Genomic DNA, 16,028 nt, shown 5'->3' with positions numbered 1-16,028 from the left:
GCGACCTAGGGCAGCACGTAGCCGGCCTCGCGCAGCAGCCCGGCCAGGCCGATCAGCGGCAGCCCGACCAGCGCGGTCGGGTCCTGGCTGTGGATCGCGCTGAACAGGCTGATACCCAGGCCCTCGCACTTGAAGCTGCCGGCGCAGTCCAGCGGCTGCTCGGCGGCGACGTAGCGGGCGATCTCCTCAGCCTGCAGCACGCGGAAGCGCACTTCGGTCAGGTCGCACAGCTGCAGCGCCCGTTCGCCGCGCAGCAGGCACACCGCGGTATGGAAGCGCACGCTGCGTCCGGACATCGCCGCCAGCTGCGCCTGCGCGGCCTCGGCATGGCCGGGCTTGCCCAGCGGCTGGCCATCGAGTTCGGCGACCTGGTCGGAGCCGATCACCCAGGCATCGGCGGCGCCGGCCGCCACCGCCGCGGCCTTGGCCCGCGCCAGGCGCTGCGCCAGCGCCAGCGGCGCTTCCCCGGGCAGCGGCGTCTCCTCGACCTGCGGGCGGGCGCTGTCGAAGGGCAGGCGCAGGCGCTGCAGCAGCTCGCGGCGGTAGACGGAGGTGGAGGCCAGGATCAGGCGCGGCATCGGCGGTCGGGCAGGGCGGCGCGGGCGCCGGGGCCGGCAGTCTGCGGCGGCAGGCCGGGCCGGGCAAGCAGGCCGTGGGACGTGCAGAATGACGAGCGTGGCAGGATGGCAGGGACAGGTTTGACAGAGCCTGTCCTAGTCCTTAACATTCTGCGGCTTATGTCCGCGAACGTGCCCGAACTGTTGGATGCCTGGCGGATGGTCGCAGCGCGCAGGGTCTTCGAAGACCGCCTGCCGCTCTCGGCGATGACCCGTCTGCAAGGCAGTCTGGCCGATACCGAAGGCGAATGCCGCTACACGCTGGAATTCGGCCGCGACGCTGTACTGCAAGTGTCCTACGTCGAACTGACGCTCGAAACCGAGCTGCCGCTGATCTGTCAGCGCAGCCTGCAGCGCTTCCTGCTGCCGGTGTCCAGCGTACAGCGGCTGGGACTGATCCGCAGCGAGGCCGAAGAGGCCGCGCTGCCGCCGGAGTACGAGGCCTTGCTGGTGCCGGACGACGGCATGCTGCGGCCCGCCGATCTGGTCGAGGACGAGTTGGTGCTGGCGGTTCCGCTGGTGCCGGTGGCGCCCGGAAGCGAGGCGGTCGAACAGGACTGGCCGGCGACCGAGGAAGAGGTGAGCAAGGCCAACCCGTTCGCGGCGTTGGCGGCGCTGAAGAAACAGTAGCGGTCGGCTCGCCGGCCCGCTGCCTTGAAGGTTGTTGCCGGACGCGCGCGTCCTGCGCGACGTAATGACGACAGATGTAAACGAACCGAGTTTGGAGCAATCCCATGGCTGTGCAGAAATCCCGTGTCACCCCGTCCCGCCGCGGCCAGCGCCGTTCGCACGACGCCCTCAGCGCCAAGCAGCTGTCGACCGACCCGACCAGCGGCGAGATCCACCTGCGCCACCACATCACCGCCGACGGCTACTACCGCGGCAAGAAGGTGATCGTCACCAAGACCTCGCAGGTCGAAGAAGATTGATTTGTGCCCGTCCCTCGCGCCGCGGCGGACGGAGTCACCCATCTTCACAGGCCGCGCCCGCACGGGCGGCCTGCGTAACAGGCAACAGGAATCAGCATGAGCAAGCGGATCTATTCCAGGATCGCGGGCACCGGTAGCTATTTGCCTGAAAAAGTGTTGACCAACGACGATCTGTCGCACATGGTCGATACCAGCGACGAATGGATCCGCAGCCGTACCGGCATCCGCGAGCGGCACATCGCCGCGCCGGGCCAGACCGCCGGCGACCTCGGCTACGAAGCCGCGTTGAAGGCGATCGAGGCGGCCGGCATCGAGGTCGCCGCGCTCGACATGATCGTCGTCGGCACCACCACCCCGGATCTGATCTTCCCGTCCACCGCCTGCCTGATCCAGGCGCGGCTGGGCGCGGTCGGTTGCGCCGCGTTGGACGTCAACGCCGCCTGCTCGGGCTTCGTCTACGCGCTCAGCGTGGCCGACAAGTTCATCCGCTGCGGCGACGCCAAGACCGTGCTGGTGATCGGCACCGAGACCCTCAGCCGCATCGTCGACTGGACCGAGCGCACCACCTGCGTGCTGTTCGGCGACGGCGCCGGTGCGGTGGTCCTGCGCGCCGACGAAGACACCGGCATCCTCAGCACCCATCTGCATGCCGACGGCAGCAAGAAGGAACTGCTGTGGAATCCGGTCGGCATCTCCACCGGGCTCGGCGACGGCACCGGCGACGCCTCCGCCGGCGGCATCCAGATGAAGGGCAGCGAGGTGTTCAAGTACGCGGTCAAGGCGCTGGACGCGGTGGTCGACGAGACCCTCGACGCCAACGGCCTGAACAAGGGCGACCTGGACTGGCTGATCCCGCACCAGGCCAACCTGCGCATCATCGAAGCCACCGCCAAGCGCCTGGAGCTGTCGATGGAGCAGGTGGTGGTGACGGTGGACATCCACGGCAACACCTCGTCCGCCTCGGTGCCGATGGCGCTGGACGTGGCGGTGCGTTCCGGCCGCGTGCAGCGCGGCCAGCTGCTGCTGCTGGAAGCCTTCGGTGGCGGCTTCACCTGGGGCTCGGCGCTGCTGCGCTACTGAGTCCGGAAATCCCCGCGGCATGGCGCCAGGCGCGCCATGGCCCGCGGCGGGTGCGAGCGCGCCATGCGCCTCGCCCCGGTGCAAGCGGCGGCGATGGCCGCCTCCATTGCGTTGATCCAATCCTTTGACCCAAGGGTGGCCCGATCGAACGTCGGGATCCGCATGAAAGCGCGTGCCCGCTCGAACCTCGGCCGATCCAACGCTGGCGCGTCCCGCCGCCGCGGCGCGGTCTGCCTTCGCGGTCGCCGGTCCCGGGCGCGGTCCCCGTCGCGCTGCGCCGGGTCGCGCGCCGTCCGTATCCGGCCGCGCTGCGACCGCCGCCGTGCCGGCGCACATACGCCCGGGTACAGACGCACGGCCGGTTTCGCCCGTATCATCGCCGCTCGATTTTTGCAGGCGCATCCGCGTGACCGATTCCACACTCGCCTTCGTTTTCCCCGGCCAGGGTTCGCAATCGCTGGGCATGCTGGCCGAACTGTCCGAGCTGCACCCGAAGCTGCGCGACAGCTTCGTCGAGGCCTCCGACGGCGCCGGCGTCGACCTGTGGGCGCTGACCCAGGGCGGCCCCGAGGAAATGCTCAACCGCACCGAATACACCCAGCCGGCGCTGCTGGCGGCGAGCGTGGCGCTGTGGCGGCTGTGGCTGGCCCAGGGCGGCGCGCGTCCGGCGCTGCTGGCCGGGCACAGCCTGGGCGAATACAGCGCGCTGGTCGCGGCCGGCGCGCTGTCGCTGCACGACGGCGCGCACCTGGTGCGCCTGCGCGGTCAGCTGATGCAGGACGCGGCCCCGGCCGGGGTCGGCGCGATGGCCGCGGTGATCGGCGCCGAGGACGCGCTGGTCGAGGAGGTCTGCGCGCAGGCCGCCGGCAGCCAGGTGGTGGTCCCGGCCAACTACAACTCGCCCGGCCAGGTGGTGATCGGCGGCGACGCGGCGGCGGTCGACCGCGCGCTGGCGCTGCTGGCCGAGCGCGGCGTGCGCAAGACGGTGAAGCTGGCGGTCAGCGTGCCCTCGCATACGCCACTGATGCGCGAGGCGGCCAACCGCCTGGCCGAGGCGATGCGCGGCATGGCCTGGCACGCGCCGCAACTGCCGGTGGTGCAGAACGTGGATGCGCAGGTGCACGACGGCGTCGATGCGATCCGCCAGGCGCTGGTCGAGCAGTTGTACCTGCCGGTGCGCTGGACCGGTTGCGTGCAGGCGCTGGCCGCGCGCGGCGCCACCCGCGTGGCCGAATGCGGCCCAGGCAAGGTGCTGACCGGGCTGATCAAGCGCATCGACAAGTCGCTGGACGGGCGCGCGCTGGCCACCCCGGCCGACTTCGCCACCGCGCTCGAGACCTGGGTCGCCTGATCCCGCTGCCGCGCGCGGGCGGGTACGCCCGCGGCGGCCTCCTTTCCCGCGGCGCCTCGCGCGCCGTCCGTCCCCCAAGGAACAGCAGATGAGCAAGCCATTGCAGGGCGAGATCGCCCTGGTCACCGGCGCCAGCCGCGGCATCGGCGCGGCCATCGCCGACACCCTGGCCGCGCAGGGCGCCACCGTCATCGGCACCGCCACCTCCGCCTCCGGCGCGCAGGCGATCGGCGAGCGGATGGCCGCCAACGGCGGTCACGGCCGCGCGCTGGACGTCACCGACCCGGCCGCGGTCGAGGCGCTGATCGAGGCGATCGGCAAGGAATTCGGCGCGGTCTCGATCCTGGTCAACAACGCCGGCATCACCCGCGACAACCTGCTGATGCGGATGAAGGAAGAGGACTGGCAGGCGATCATCGACACCAACCTGACCAGCGTGTTCCGCACCTCCAAGGCGGTGCTGCGCGGCATGATGAAGGCGCGCAAGGGCCGCATCGTCAACATCGCCTCGGTGGTCGGGGTGACCGGCAATGCGGGCCAGGCCAACTACGCCGCGGCCAAGGCCGGGATCATCGCCTTCTCCAAGTCGATGGCCAAGGAAATCGGCTCGCGCGGCATCACCGTCAACGTGGTCGCGCCGGGCTTCATCGACACCGACATGACCAAGGCCCTGCCCGAGGCGCAACGCACCGCGTTGCTCGAGCAGATCGCGCTCGGCCAGCTCGGCCAGCCGGCCGACATCGCCAACGCGGTGGCGTTCCTGGTCGGCCCCGGGGCCGGCTACATCACCGGAGAGACCCTGCATGTGAACGGCGGGATGTACATGCCGTAAGCCTGCGGCGCAAGGACTGCGCCTAAGTGGCTGATCGATGGGCGTTTGTGCAGCGATGCAAGCGCCGGGCGGTTTCCACTACACTATCCAACGCGGCCATCGCAGCCCGATGGCGTTTTTGAACCACCACTACTCCATCTGGAGCGATATCCCAATGAGCACCATCGAAGAACGCGTCAAGAAAATCGTCGTCGAGCAACTCGGCGTCAAGGAAGAAGAAGTCACCAACAGCGCATCGTTCGTCGATGACCTGGGTGCCGACTCGCTCGATACCGTCGAGCTGGTGATGGCGCTGGAAGAAGAGTTCGAGTGCGAAATTCCGGACGAAGAAGCCGAGAAGATCACCTCGGTGCAGCAGGCCATCGACTACGTCAAGTCGCACGTCAAGAGCTGATGCTCCGTTCTCGATCGCGATCGGCGCCTGCGTGGGTCCGGTCCGCGTGACAATCCCATGGGGCCGCGCTTGCGGCCCTGTGTTTTTACAGCGTCAACGCCGCGCGTACCGCGGCGAGGAGATTTCGCAATGAGCCGTCGCGTCGTCGTAACCGGCATGGGCCTGGTATCGCCGTTGGGCAATGACCTGGCCAGCAGTTGGGATGGAATCGTCAACGGGCGTTCCGGCATCGGCCCGATCACGCAGATCGATGCGTCGCAGTTCACCACCAAGATCGCCGGCGAGATCAAGGATTTCGATCCGACCAAGTTCATGTCCGCCAAGGACGTCAAGAAGATGGATTCGTTCATCCACTATGGCGTCGGCGCCTCATTCATGGCGCTGGACGATTCGGGCCTGGTGATCGACGACAGCAACGCCGAACGCATCGGCGCGATCCTCGGCTCGGGCATCGGCGGCCTGCTCGGCATCGAAGAGCAGACCATCAAATTCCACGAGGGCGGCGCGCGCAAGATCTCGCCGTTCTACGTTCCCAGCACCATCATCAACATGCTGCCGGGGCAGGTGAGCCTGATCAAGGGCCTGAAGGGCCCGACCTTCTCGGCGGTCTCGGCCTGCGCCACCTCCAACCATTCGATCGGTACCGCGCTGCGCATGATCCAGCACGGCGACGCCGACGTGATGCTGGCCGGCGGCGCCGAGCGCGGTTCCTCGCCGACCTCGGTCGGCGGCTTCTGCTCGATGAAGGCCATGTCCACCCGCAACGACGATCCCGCCGCCGCCTCGCGGCCGTGGGACAAGGGCCGCGACGGCTTCGTGCTCGGCGACGGCGCCGGCGTGCTGGTGCTGGAAGAGTACGAACACGCCAAGGCGCGCGGCGCGCGCATCTATGCCGAGCTGGTCGGCTTCGGCGCCAGCTCCGACGCGTTCCACATGACCGCCCCGAGCGAGGACGGCGAAGGTGCCGCGCGCAGCATGCTGGCGGCGATCAAGGACGCCAAGCTCAATCCCGACCAGATCGACTACCTCAACGCGCACGGCACCTCCACGCCGCTGGGCGACCTGGCCGAGACCCTGGCGATGAAGCGCGCGCTGGGCGACCACGCCTACAAGACCATGGTCAGCTCGACCAAGTCGATGACCGGGCACCTGCTCGGCGCGGCCGGCGGCGCCGAGGCGATCTTCTCGGTGATGGCGCTGCACACCGGCATCATCCCGCCGACGATCAACCTGGAAGAGCCCAGCGAAGGCTGCGATCTGGACTACGTGCCGAACGTGGCGCGCGAGAAGAAGATCGACGTGGCGATGTCCAATGGGTTCGGCTTCGGCGGGACCAATGGGACCTTGGTGTTCAAGCGGATGTGATTGAGCCGGGATTGGGGATTCGGGATTTGGGATTGGCAAGAGCGTTCCGTTTTCGCCCCGTGTTCGAGCTTGTTCGTTTGTGTAAACCGCTCTTGTAGCGGGTGGCGCGGCCGCCTCGTTTTTGGCGAGCGGATTTGCCTTGCTGATGCCTGAGTGTTTGCGTTTGCGCTGGCGCGGCGGCGATCCACGTCGGGGCTGTCGCAGCCGCGATCGGGGCGGAATCAATGATCTGTGAGCCGCACGATGCCGCGGTGATGGCGTCGGTTGATGCGATCCCCGCGGCTGCACCGTTGCGCCGGACGCATCCGCCGGCGCGCAGGTGCAGAGACGCCGATCGTTCGCACGTGAGCGGCGCACCGCCGCCTGCGTCCGCACCACCTCCATCTTCCACCGGATCTTCGATGCTGCGTACCGTTCCCCTGCCGGCCGCTACCGATCTGCTGGCGCTGCACCGCCTGGCGCCGCAGCGCTATCCGTTGCTGCTGGAATCGGCAGCGTCGGGGACCGCGCAGGGCCGCTGGGACCTGCTGCTGATCGCCAACGGCGAGGGCCTGCGCCTGGACCGCGATGGCGTCACCCGCGACCTGCACGGCGCCGTGGTCGAGGGCGATTTCCTGGCTGCGCTGGATGCGCACTGGCAGGCCGAACGCTGCGCGCGCGACGAACCGCGCTGGCCGTTCCGTGGCGGCTGGGCGTTGCTGCTGGACTACGAACTAGCGACGCAGGTCGAACCGGTGTTGCAGTTGCCGCAGGGGCAGGCGGCGACGCCGGTCGCGCTGGCGTTGCGCTGCCCGGCCGCGCTGCTGCGCGACCACGCCAGCGGCGAATGCGTGGCGCTGGCGGAAACCGCGCATGCGGGGTTGCTGGACATGGCACTCGCCGATCTGCAGGCGCTGCCCGCCGCCGCGCCGTTGCCGGCCTGGATCGCGCCGCTGGCGATCGACGAAGACCCGCCGCAGCGCTTCGTCGACGGCGTGCGCCGCATCCTCGACTACCTGCGCGCCGGCGACGTGTTCCAGGTCAACCTGTCGCGGCGCTGGTCGGCGCGCTTCGCCGCCGCGCTGGATCCGGCAGCACTGTACGCGCAGCTGCGCCGCGCCAATCCGGCGCCGTTCGCCGGTTTGTTCGCCAGCCATGGCCGTGCCGTGGTCAGTTCCTCGCCGGAACGGCTGGTGTCGGTGCGCGGCGACGTGGTCGAGACCCGGCCGATCGCCGGCACCCGCCCGCGCGCGCCCGGCGACGACGAGGCCGCGCGCATCCGCGAGCTGGTCGGGCACCCCAAGGAGCGCGCCGAGCACGTGATGCTGATCGACCTGGAGCGCAACGACCTGGGCCGGGTCTGCGCACCGGGCAGCGTCGAGGTCGACGAGCTGATGACGGTGGAGAGCTACGCCCACGTGCACCACATCGTCAGCAACGTGCGCGGGCGGCTGCGCGCCGGGGTCAGCCCGGGCGAGGTGATCCGCGCCACTTTCCCCGGCGGCACCATCACCGGCTGCCCCAAAGTGCGCTGCATGCAGATCATCGCCGAGCTGGAACAGACCCCGCGCGGCGCCTACACCGGCGCGTTCGGCTGGCTCAACCGCGACGGCGACATGGACCTGAACATCCTGATCCGCACCGCCGAAGTGGACGGCACGCAGGCGCATTTTCGTACCGGCGCCGGCATCGTGGTCGATTCGCAGCCCGAGCGCGAACTCGACGAAACCCGGGCCAAGGCGCGCGGCCTGCTGCGCGCGCTGGAACCGTGAGCGGCGCGGTCGCGATACCGGCCGATGCCGGCCGCGCGGTATCCTGCACCCCGTTGAATTCGCTTCGAGGTGGTCGTGGCTTGGGCTAAACGCGGGTGTCTGACCCTGCTGGCGACATTGCTGGTGCTTGCGCTGCTGGCCGCCGCGGCCGGCGCGTGGTGGTGGCAGGGCTATCGCGGCTTCTCCGACCAGCCTCTGCACGCGGCGCAGCCCAGCGTGGAGGTGGCGCGCGGCGATTCGTTCAACGGCGTGCTGCGCAAGCTGCGCGCGGCCGGCGTCGAGCAGGGCAGCAATCTGCAGTGGCAGCTGCTGGCGCGCCAGCTCGATGCCGCCGGCAAGCTCAAGGTCGGCGAATACGCGCTGCAGCCGGCGCTGAGCCCGCGCGAACTGCTGCTGCACATGCGCAAGGGCCAGGTGATCCATTACCGCTTCACCATCGTCGAGGGCTGGAACATCCGCCAGCTGCGTTCGGCGCTGAACGCGGCCACGCCGCTGCGCCACGTCGCCACCGAACTCAGCGACAGCGAACTGATGGCCAAGCTCGGCCAGCCCGGACAGCACCCGGAAGGCCGCTTCCTGCCGGAAACCTACCTGTACCAGCGCGAGGACAGCGACCTGGACGTGCTGCAGCGCGCCCATGCGGCGATGGACAAGGCGCTGGCCGAGGCCTGGGACGCGCGCGCCGCCGAGCTGCCGCTGCAATCGCCGGAGCAGGCGCTGACCCTGGCCTCGATCGTGGAGAAGGAAACCGGCCTGGCCGCCGAGCGCCCGCAGATCGCCGGCGTGTTCGTGCGCCGCCTGCAGCAGGGCATGAAGCTGCAGACCGACCCGACCGTGATCTACGGCATCGGCAGCGCCTACGACGGCAACATCCGCAAGCGTGATCTGGAAACCGATACGCCGTACAACACCTATACCCGCAGCGGCCTGCCGCCGACCCCGATCGCCATGCCCGGCCGCGACGCGCTGCGCGCGGCGACCAATCCGGCGCCCGGCGACAGCCTGTACTTCGTCGCGGTCGGGGACGGCAGCGGCGCGCACGTGTTTTCCGCCAGCTATGCCGAGCACACCGCGGCAGTGGCGCGCTACCTGCAGCGCCTGCGCGCGCGCAGCGGCGCGGCGGTGACGCCATGAGCGAGGCCGTGTTGCGCCACCACCGCTTCGTCAGCCTGGAAGGCGGCGAGGGCGCCGGTAAGACCACCGCGATCAACGCGATCCGCGACTGGTTGCAGGCACAGGGCCACGAGGTGCTGCTGACCCGCGAGCCCGGCGGTACGCCGCTGGCCGAACGCATCCGCGAGCTGCTGCTCAACAACGCGCCGGCGCTGCAGCCGGCCGAGCCGCTGGCTGCCGAGACCGAACTGCTGCTGGTGTTCGCCGCGCGCGCCCAGCACGTGCGTGAGGTGATCCGCCCGGCGCTGCAACGCGGCGCCTACGTGGTCAGCGACCGCTTCACCGATTCCAGCTACGCCTATCAGGGCGAGGGCCGCGGCCTGGACCGCGCCTGGATCGCCGACCTGGAGCGGCGCGCGGTCGGCCTGCAGCCGGGCCTGACCCTGCTGCTGGACTTGGACGTGCAGATCGGCCGTGCCCGCACCAGCGGCCGCGACCTGTGGCCGGACCGGATTGAGAGCGAGCAGGACGATTTCTTCCAGCGCGTGCGGGCCGGCTTCCGCCAGCGCGCCGCGCAGGACCCGCAGCGCTTCCGCACCATCGACGCCAGCCAGCCGCCGCAGGCGGTCGCGCAGGACGTAGCCGCCGCGCTGGCCGCCTGGGTGCAGCAGGAGCGCACGCCATGAGTGCCGCTTCGACCGACACGCTGCCCTTCGCGCCCTGGCAGCAACGCGCCTACGAGCAGACCGTGGCCGCGCTCGACGCCGGCCGGCTCGGCCACGGCCTGCTGATCTGCGGCCCGGACGGCCTGGGCAAGCGCGCGGTGGCGCTGAAGCTGGCCGCGCACGTGCTCGGCCAGGGCGAGCCGGCCGCGAATCTGCGCAGCGCGCAGCTGATCGCCGCCGGCACCCATCCCGACCTGCAGCTGATCTCGTTCATTCCCAACCGCACCGGCGACAAACTGCGCACCGAGATCGTCATCGAACAGGTGCGCGAGATCTCGCAGAAGCTGTCGCTGACCCCGCAGTACGGCATCGCCCAGGTGGTGGTGGTGGACCCGGCCGACGCGATCAACCGCGCCGCCTGCAACGCCCTGCTCAAGACCCTGGAAGAGCCGCAGCCCGGCCGCTACCTGTGGCTGATCAGCGCGCAGCCGGCGCGGCTGCCGGCGACCATCCGCAGCCGCTGCCAGCGCCTGGAATTCAAGCTGCCGCCGGCCGACGAGGCGATCGCCTGGCTGCTGGCCCAGGAGTTCCCGGAAAAGACCGCGCGCGAAGCGCTGGCCGCCGCGCGCGGCCACCCCGGCCTGGCCGCGCAGTGGCTGCGCGAGGACGGCCTGAAGTTGCGCCGGCAGGTGGCCGCGGACCTGGAACAGGTCGCCGCCGGCAAGCTGGGCACGGTCGAGGCGGCGCAGCGCTGGAGCGCCGACGGCCTCGCCGAGCAGCGCCTGGGCCATGCCGCCGACCTGGCGCTGGCGCAGGCTTCGCAGGCCGGCTTGACCGACCCGGCGCGATTGCACAAGCTGGCCACTTGGTTCGACGCAGCCAATCGCACCCGCGACCTGCTGCGCACCACCGTCCGTGGCGACCTGGCCATCGCGGAACTGTTGCTGGCTTGGCGCGATGGCGATCGCCCGGTCCGGAGAGGGGGACAACGATGAGTGCGATGAGCGGACGTCAGGGCATCCTGTCGCTGGCGGTGAAGGACAAGGCGGCGCTGTACAACGCGTACATGCCGTTCGTGAAGAACGGCGGCATCTTCGTGCCCACGCCCAAGCGCTATTTCCTGGGCGACGAAGTGTTCCTGCTGCTGACCCTGCCCGATTCCAGCGAGCGCCTGCCGGTGGCCGGCAAGGTGATCTGGGTGACCCCGATGGGCGCCCAGGGCAACCGCACCGCAGGCATCGGCGTGCAGCTGCCGGACAACAGCGAAGGCGAGACCATCCGCAACAAGATCGAGACCCAGCTGGCCGGCACCCTCAACGCCGACAAGCCGACCCAGACCATGTAGCGGCCGCGCGGGCAGGGCGTCAGCGAGGACCGTTGACGCCAGCCACGACAGCCCTATAATGTGCGGCTCGCGACACGGGCGGTTAGCTCAGCGGTAGAGCATTGCCTTCACACGGCAAGGGTCGCAGGTTCGAACCCTGCACCGCCCACCATAAAAATCCCTTGTTTCCAGGGGGGATTCGCGAAACAGAAAAAGCCGGCCATGTGTCGGCTTTTTTGTTGCCCTGTATTTGCTTTGCGAACCGCTATTGGCGGCCGAGAACCCGCACGCTTGAAGCGGCGAGACTATACGTAGTGGTAGCGCACCTGCGCGATCAGCAGGATGCCCGCCTCGACCTTGTACACGATGCGGTGTTCGTCGTTAATGCGCCGCGACCAATAGCCGGCCAAGGCATGGCGCAGCGGTTCGGGCTTGCCGACGCCCTGGAAGGGATCGCGTTGGATGGCTTTGATCAGGTCGTTGACGCGCTTGAGCATCTTCTTGTCGGTCTGCTGCCAGTAGAGGTAGTCCTCCCAGGCATTGTCCGAGAACTGAAGCGTCACTCGGCCAGATCCCGTGCCTTGCCGCGACCGGCCTCGAGCTGGGCGATGGATTCCAGCAGGCGTTGCGCGCTCTTCGGGCTGCGCAGCAGGTAGGCGGTTTCCTCCATCGCCTTGTAGTCCTCCAGCGACAGCATGACCACGGATTGCTCGCGGCTGCGGGTGATGATCACCGGCTCGTGGTTGTTGACGACGCGCTCCATGGTGTCCGCGAGGGCGGCGCGTGCAGCGCTATAGGTGATGGTGTCCATGCTGGGCTCCAGTTGTACAAATAATTGTACATGTGGATTGGAGCGTGTCAATTTGAGTTCTGAGGCGGCACCAAATGGTCCAAGTAAGCGTCATGTCCAGAGGTGGGGCGCTCGGCTCACGATCGGCTCACGGCCATTCCAGATACTGCAGGCATGCCAGAAGGTCCTTCGATCGTCATCCTGAAAGAAGAGGCGGCCGCGTTCGCGGGCCGCAAGGTGTTGCGGGTGTCCGGCAACAGCAAGCAGGAGCTGGAGCGGATGCGCAACCGCAAGATCCTGTCGCTGCGCAGTTGGGGCAAGCACTTCCTGATCGAGTTCGACGGGTTCAGCCTGCGCATCCATTTCCTGCTGTTCGGCAGTTATCGGATCAATGCGCGCAAGGAGGCGCCGCCGCGGCTGAGCCTGGGTTTCGCCAAGGGCGAGGAGCTGAATTTCTATGCGTGTTCGGTCAAGTTCATCGAGGGCGCGCTGGACGATGCCTACGACTGGACCGCGGACGTGATGAATCCGGACTGGGACGCAGCGCAGGCGCGGCGCAAGTTGCGGCTGCGGCCGCGCATGCTGGCCGCCGATGCGTTGCTGGACCAGGACGTGTTCGCCGGGGTCGGCAACATCATCAAGAACGAAGTGTTGTTCCGCATTCGCGTACATCCGGAGAGCGAGATCGGGGCATTGCCGCCGCGCAAGCTGGCCGAGCTGGTGACGCAGGCGCGCGAGTACAGCTTCGATTTCTACAACTGGAAGAAGGCCTTCGTGCTGAAGAAGCACTACCAGGTGCATACCAAGACCATCTGTCCGCGCGACGGCCATCTGCTGACCTATCGCAAGCAGCTCGGCAAGGCGCAGCGGCGCGCGTTCTTCTGCGAGCATTGCCAGCGCCGTTATGCGCTGGATGCTTCACTCACGTAAGCGCCTTAGGGATCCAGCGCGAGTTCGTCGCCGGCAAGCCGGTGGATCCCCAGTTCCGTTTGTAAGCCGGCCCAGCCGCTGTCGGTGATGCGGATCGCGCGCGAGCCGTCGCTGCGGCGCAGCCAGCGTTTGGCGCAAAGCAGCGCAAGCAATTCGACACCGAGCGGACCGGCGAGGTGATGCTTACGTTCGGTCCAGTCCAGGCACTGCCGCGCAATGCCGCGCCTGCTTGCGGCGATGCGCGACACATCCAGGCCCATCCGCGTGAACCAGGCGGCGCCCTCGGCGGACACCGCATATCGCTTGTCGTCTTGCCTGGCGATCAGCGCACGCCGTTCCAGCGCTTCGGCCACCGCCACGCCCAGTCGCCCGGCCAGATGGTCGTAACAGCATCTGGCCAGGCTCAGCGATTGCTGCTTGTGCCCGGCTTTCCGGCATCGCGGTGCGGCGGGGGCGGCGAGGGTCGCCAGGTTTTCCAGTGCGAACGCGACGTGCGAACCGGCCAGCCGGTAGTAGCGGTGGCGGCCCTGGACCTCGACCGCCAGCAAGCCGCCGTCCAGCAGTTTCGACAGGTGCGAACTGGCCGTCTGCGGGGTGACGCCGCCGGCGAAGGCGAGTTCCCCGGCGGGCAGTGCACGCCCGTCTATCAGCGCCATCAACATGGCGGCGCGGGCGGGATCGGCGATGAGGAACGCGGTCGCGGCAAGCTTGGGCTGTTCGACCGGCATTGTGTGCACTCCTGGCGGGCGCGGCCATCATAGACCGCCCCTTGCCGCAACGCTTCGACACGCATCGAATCGATGGCCTGCGCATGTTCTTAGACTGCAGCGCACTACATCGGAGTGTCTTGCATGAGCGAAATCCAAGCGCGGTCGAACGAGGCGGACGGCGATGCCCGCCGCATCTTCGAGCAATGGCATCGCAGCGTCGTCGAGCGGAATCTGGATGCGCTGATGGCGTTGTACGCGCAAGACGCAATGCTGGAAACGCCGTTGGCGTACGTGGTTTCCGCAGGGCGGCAAGATGGAAGGCTGCACGGACGCGAGGCGATCAGGACGTTCTTCGCGGCGTCTTTCGCACAACCCGAAAACGGCCTCGGTCGCTGGTACCGCACCGACCGTTGTCATGCGTCCCACCGCCAAGTGATCTGGGAATATCCGCGAGAAACGCCGGAGGGCGATCAGGTCGACCTGGTGGAAGTCATGGACCTCGATGCGCGCGGTCTGATCGCGTGCCATCGCGTGTACTGGGGCTGGAAGGGCGTGCAGACGCTGCTGGCGGGGCTGGGTAGGTAATCGCAGTCGGTACCGGGTGGCCTGCACACAAACCATGTTTGGCAACGCCCATCGCCTGCTCGGTTCAGGGCGAGCGGGCAGCCATTGACGACAATCGATCGAAGGCGTCCTCGGCGCCTAGTGTTGCGTTGGTCGATTTCATCAATGGCAAGGATGGTGCAGCCATGCTGCGGCCTGCGACGGCTATGATGGCGATGACGAACGCTTCAAAACATCTGCATAACACCTGAAGGAAAAAGATGGCGATCACCCGGTTCCTGGCTATTGGTTTGTTCTCGCTTTGCTCCGTAGCGCCTGCGCTCGCCGGTGCGGCTGCGCTGCATTCGGGCAAGTACGAAGGGCTGATGCTCGCCGTAACGCCCGAGCATGGAGTCGAAGGCTTCTACGCGGAGGAGATGGGCGAGGGCGTGACCCGCGGTTGTGCGTTCTACCTGCAGGGCAAGGCGGCGGGCGCGGCCCCGGTCGCGGTCACCACTTGGGCGGACGGCGCTTACCCCGGCACGGTGGCGGCTTCGTCCGATGGCGTGACGCTGACCGTGAAGCGGGGCCGTGAGCATCCTGGGTGCCTCAATGTGCTGATGCCGGAAATCGCTACAGGCCTGGACCTGACCAGGACCGCTGACAAAAAATGGATCGGGCTGGTGACGGTATCCGCCGACAAGGCATATCTGCAGAAGGCGCCGGGTGCCAAGACGCCCAAGGGTGCCTATGTCGTCAAGGGCGATGTGGTGGGCGTGCTGGCGTTCAAGGATGGCTGGGCCCAAGTCGAATTCATCAATGCCAGGGACGCTTCGTTCACGGGTTGGATCGATCACGACCAGTACGCGCGCCTGGCCGCTCCCAAACGCTGATCGCGAGCGCGGCACGTCGCAATGTTGGACCGGTCGATGCAATTTCCTGGTCCGCCAGCACTGCTGATTTCCTCCAGTGGATCGGCACAGCCGTGATGGATGGAGGGACCCGGTTCATTCAGTTCGTCCATAGCGTTTGGCCGCAGGCCATGGCGCCGATGTGCGCGCTATGTTCGATAGAAATGGACCGCGGTCGTCCGTCCGATGCGTCGCCCGCCTTGATCGAAGGCGACGCCCAGGCATGCGTCTGTTCCCTTTATTACCCGGTTGCGCACATTCGCGTTTTGCAGCGGCGGGGCCGGGTTTTCCAACTGGATGATGGCGCGTTCCCTTCGCTGATCTCCAGTCTGCCGCGCAGCGCCAGCTGCTTCTGCCAGCGAATCGTGCCAGCCAGCCGGTCGGCCGCAGTCCGGACAGTGGTGGCCGGTGCGCTCCCTGAGGTGACCATCCTCTGTGCTTGCGCGATGTGCGACGTGCGGCGACATGGCTGCCGCGCTTGGTTCCGCGGATCCGGCTTTTCGCTCCAGCGCTCCCGGGTTTCGTCACCACACTGCTGGCGCTGGCATTGGCCGTGGCTATCTTGCAGCGGCGTTGTCCGCATGGGGTGGATGACGTTACGTGCGGCCTGATGCCGCTGTGGCCTGTTTGCCGATGCTGTTGGCGTGTGTGCGGCGATGCCGTGCGGTCGCTGCGGTGACGTGCAGCTGTGTTGCAGCGTCTCGATCCTGCGCGGCCGCATGG

20 protein-coding genes and 1 tRNA gene are annotated in these 16,028 nt (G+C 68.1%); 17 read left to right on the top strand and 4 right to left on the bottom strand.

Annotated elements, in window-relative coordinates; genetic code table 11:
* Positions 1 to 5: 5 nt before the first annotated feature.
* Positions 6 to 578: a Maf family nucleotide pyrophosphatase gene (locus HEP73_RS16470; protein ID WP_185820801.1), complete on the bottom strand. Its 573-nt coding sequence runs from the start codon at positions 576 to 578 to the stop codon at positions 6 to 8.
* A gap of 159 nt (positions 579 to 737) precedes the next feature.
* Between HEP73_RS16470 and HEP73_RS16465 the strand changes: the two genes are divergently transcribed.
* From HEP73_RS16465 to HEP73_RS16405, 13 genes are all read left to right on the top strand, one after another.
* Entirely contained in the window at positions 738 to 1,247 is a 510-nt protein-coding gene (locus tag HEP73_RS16465) for a YceD family protein (RefSeq protein WP_185816664.1), read from the top strand.
* A gap of 104 nt (positions 1,248 to 1,351) precedes the next feature.
* On the top strand, positions 1,352 to 1,546 hold the full coding sequence (rpmF, locus tag HEP73_RS16460) for a 50S ribosomal protein L32 (RefSeq protein ID WP_003468798.1): 195 nt from the start codon (positions 1,352 to 1,354) through the stop codon (positions 1,544 to 1,546).
* A 96-nt stretch (positions 1,547 to 1,642) separates the two neighbouring features.
* On the top strand, positions 1,643 to 2,626 hold the full coding sequence (locus HEP73_RS16455) for a beta-ketoacyl-ACP synthase III (protein WP_185820800.1): 984 nt from the start codon (positions 1,643 to 1,645) through the stop codon (positions 2,624 to 2,626).
* Between the two features lie 406 nt (positions 2,627 to 3,032).
* Positions 3,033 to 3,977, top strand: coding sequence for an ACP S-malonyltransferase (fabD, locus tag HEP73_RS16450; RefSeq protein ID WP_185820799.1), 945 nt, complete (start codon positions 3,033 to 3,035; stop codon positions 3,975 to 3,977).
* 88 nt (positions 3,978 to 4,065) lie between these two features.
* Positions 4,066 to 4,809, top strand: a complete 744-nt coding sequence (gene fabG / locus HEP73_RS16445) for a 3-oxoacyl-ACP reductase FabG (RefSeq protein ID WP_185820798.1) — start codon at positions 4,066 to 4,068, stop codon at positions 4,807 to 4,809.
* A 154-nt stretch (positions 4,810 to 4,963) separates the two neighbouring features.
* On the top strand, positions 4,964 to 5,203 hold the full coding sequence (acpP, locus tag HEP73_RS16440; protein WP_003468806.1) for an acyl carrier protein: 240 nt from the start codon (positions 4,964 to 4,966) through the stop codon (positions 5,201 to 5,203).
* A gap of 129 nt (positions 5,204 to 5,332) precedes the next feature.
* The gene (gene fabF, locus HEP73_RS16435) at positions 5,333 to 6,568 is read left to right on the top strand and encodes a beta-ketoacyl-ACP synthase II (protein WP_185820797.1); all 1,236 of its coding nucleotides are present in this window, start codon (positions 5,333 to 5,335) and stop codon (positions 6,566 to 6,568) included.
* Between the two features lie 401 nt (positions 6,569 to 6,969).
* Positions 6,970 to 8,319 carry an aminodeoxychorismate synthase component I gene (locus HEP73_RS16430; protein ID WP_185820796.1) on the top strand — a complete coding sequence of 450 codons (1,350 nt, stop codon included), beginning with the start codon at positions 6,970 to 6,972 and terminating at the stop codon, positions 8,317 to 8,319.
* Positions 8,320 to 8,394: 75 nt separating this feature from the next.
* On the top strand, positions 8,395 to 9,453 hold the full coding sequence (mltG, locus tag HEP73_RS16425) for an endolytic transglycosylase MltG (protein WP_185820795.1): 1,059 nt from the start codon (positions 8,395 to 8,397) through the stop codon (positions 9,451 to 9,453).
* Positions 9,450 to 10,118: a dTMP kinase gene (tmk, locus tag HEP73_RS16420; protein ID WP_003479795.1), complete on the top strand. Its 669-nt coding sequence runs from the start codon at positions 9,450 to 9,452 to the stop codon at positions 10,116 to 10,118. Before mltG ends, tmk begins: the two co-directional genes overlap by 4 nt.
* Positions 10,115 to 11,092 (top strand): DNA polymerase III subunit delta', encoded by a 978-nt coding sequence (locus HEP73_RS16415; RefSeq protein WP_185820794.1) that lies wholly within the window; start codon positions 10,115 to 10,117, stop codon positions 11,090 to 11,092. Before tmk ends, HEP73_RS16415 begins: the two co-directional genes overlap by 4 nt.
* Complete coding sequence (locus HEP73_RS16410) at positions 11,089 to 11,442, top strand: PilZ domain-containing protein (protein ID WP_003468813.1); 354 nt, start codon at positions 11,089 to 11,091, stop codon at positions 11,440 to 11,442. The genes HEP73_RS16415 and HEP73_RS16410 overlap by 4 nt, the downstream gene beginning before the upstream one ends.
* Before the next feature lie 76 nt (positions 11,443 to 11,518).
* Positions 11,519 to 11,593, top strand: a tRNA-Val gene (locus HEP73_RS16405).
* A gap of 133 nt (positions 11,594 to 11,726) precedes the next feature.
* On the opposite strand, the gene HEP73_RS16400 is transcribed toward HEP73_RS16405, so the two are convergent.
* On the bottom strand, positions 11,727 to 11,984 hold the full coding sequence (locus HEP73_RS16400; protein WP_046978179.1) for a Txe/YoeB family addiction module toxin: 258 nt from the start codon (positions 11,982 to 11,984) through the stop codon (positions 11,727 to 11,729).
* Complete coding sequence (locus HEP73_RS16395) at positions 11,981 to 12,232, bottom strand: type II toxin-antitoxin system Phd/YefM family antitoxin (protein ID WP_003468816.1); 252 nt, start codon at positions 12,230 to 12,232, stop codon at positions 11,981 to 11,983. The genes HEP73_RS16400 and HEP73_RS16395 overlap by 4 nt, the downstream gene beginning before the upstream one ends.
* A gap of 153 nt (positions 12,233 to 12,385) precedes the next feature.
* Here HEP73_RS16395 and HEP73_RS16390 point away from each other — a divergent pair, with 153 nt between their 5' ends.
* Positions 12,386 to 13,141, top strand: a complete 756-nt coding sequence (locus tag HEP73_RS16390; RefSeq protein ID WP_185820793.1) for a DNA-formamidopyrimidine glycosylase family protein — start codon at positions 12,386 to 12,388, stop codon at positions 13,139 to 13,141.
* Positions 13,142 to 13,146: 5 nt separating this feature from the next.
* On the opposite strand, the gene HEP73_RS16385 is transcribed toward HEP73_RS16390, so the two are convergent.
* Positions 13,147 to 13,869 (bottom strand): ArsR/SmtB family transcription factor, encoded by a 723-nt coding sequence (locus tag HEP73_RS16385; RefSeq protein ID WP_185820792.1) that lies wholly within the window; start codon positions 13,867 to 13,869, stop codon positions 13,147 to 13,149.
* Between the two features lie 123 nt (positions 13,870 to 13,992).
* Between HEP73_RS16385 and HEP73_RS16380 the strand changes: the two genes are divergently transcribed.
* The 3 genes from HEP73_RS16380 to HEP73_RS16370 are packed head-to-tail and all read left to right on the top strand — an operon-like array spanning position 13,993 to position 15,287.
* On the top strand, positions 13,993 to 14,436 hold the full coding sequence (locus tag HEP73_RS16380) for a nuclear transport factor 2 family protein (protein WP_185820791.1): 444 nt from the start codon (positions 13,993 to 13,995) through the stop codon (positions 14,434 to 14,436).
* 38 nt (positions 14,437 to 14,474) lie between these two features.
* Positions 14,475 to 14,666 carry a hypothetical protein gene (locus tag HEP73_RS16375; RefSeq protein ID WP_185820790.1) on the top strand — a complete coding sequence of 64 codons (192 nt, stop codon included), beginning with the start codon at positions 14,475 to 14,477 and terminating at the stop codon, positions 14,664 to 14,666.
* A gap of 9 nt (positions 14,667 to 14,675) precedes the next feature.
* Positions 14,676 to 15,287 carry an SH3 domain-containing protein gene (locus HEP73_RS16370; RefSeq protein WP_255423537.1) on the top strand — a complete coding sequence of 204 codons (612 nt, stop codon included), beginning with the start codon at positions 14,676 to 14,678 and terminating at the stop codon, positions 15,285 to 15,287.
* Positions 15,288 to 16,028 lie beyond the last annotated feature (741 nt).

Origin of the sequence: Xanthomonas sp. GW (assembly GCF_014236815.1) — a bacterium.
Taxonomy (GTDB): Bacteria; Pseudomonadota; Gammaproteobacteria; order Xanthomonadales; family Xanthomonadaceae; genus Xanthomonas_A.
Note: the sequence above shows the minus strand (reverse complement) of the source record. Positions and strands in the feature narration are given on the sequence as shown.

Coding starts and splice junctions, on each gene's coding strand:
- HEP73_RS16470 (WP_185820801.1), bottom strand. CDS start 578: ATGCCGCGCCTGATCCTGGCCTCCACCTCCGTCTACCGCCGCGAGCTG.
- HEP73_RS16465 (WP_185816664.1), top strand. CDS start 738: ATGTCCGCGAACGTGCCCGAACTGTTGGATGCCTGGCGGATGGTCGCA.
- rpmF (WP_003468798.1), top strand. CDS start 1,352: ATGGCTGTGCAGAAATCCCGTGTCACCCCGTCCCGCCGCGGCCAGCGC.
- HEP73_RS16455 (WP_185820800.1), top strand. CDS start 1,643: ATGAGCAAGCGGATCTATTCCAGGATCGCGGGCACCGGTAGCTATTTG.
- fabG (WP_185820798.1), top strand. CDS start 4,066: ATGAGCAAGCCATTGCAGGGCGAGATCGCCCTGGTCACCGGCGCCAGC.
- acpP (WP_003468806.1), top strand. CDS start 4,964: ATGAGCACCATCGAAGAACGCGTCAAGAAAATCGTCGTCGAGCAACTC.
- fabF (WP_185820797.1), top strand. CDS start 5,333: ATGAGCCGTCGCGTCGTCGTAACCGGCATGGGCCTGGTATCGCCGTTG.
- HEP73_RS16430 (WP_185820796.1), top strand. CDS start 6,970: ATGCTGCGTACCGTTCCCCTGCCGGCCGCTACCGATCTGCTGGCGCTG.
- tmk (WP_003479795.1), top strand. CDS start 9,450: ATGAGCGAGGCCGTGTTGCGCCACCACCGCTTCGTCAGCCTGGAAGGC.
- HEP73_RS16415 (WP_185820794.1), top strand. CDS start 10,115: ATGAGTGCCGCTTCGACCGACACGCTGCCCTTCGCGCCCTGGCAGCAA.
- HEP73_RS16410 (WP_003468813.1), top strand. CDS start 11,089: ATGAGTGCGATGAGCGGACGTCAGGGCATCCTGTCGCTGGCGGTGAAG.
- HEP73_RS16395 (WP_003468816.1), bottom strand. CDS start 12,232: ATGGACACCATCACCTATAGCGCTGCACGCGCCGCCCTCGCGGACACC.
- HEP73_RS16390 (WP_185820793.1), top strand. CDS start 12,386: ATGCCAGAAGGTCCTTCGATCGTCATCCTGAAAGAAGAGGCGGCCGCG.
- HEP73_RS16385 (WP_185820792.1), bottom strand. CDS start 13,869: ATGCCGGTCGAACAGCCCAAGCTTGCCGCGACCGCGTTCCTCATCGCC.
- HEP73_RS16380 (WP_185820791.1), top strand. CDS start 13,993: ATGAGCGAAATCCAAGCGCGGTCGAACGAGGCGGACGGCGATGCCCGC.
- HEP73_RS16370 (WP_255423537.1), top strand. CDS start 14,676: ATGGCGATCACCCGGTTCCTGGCTATTGGTTTGTTCTCGCTTTGCTCC.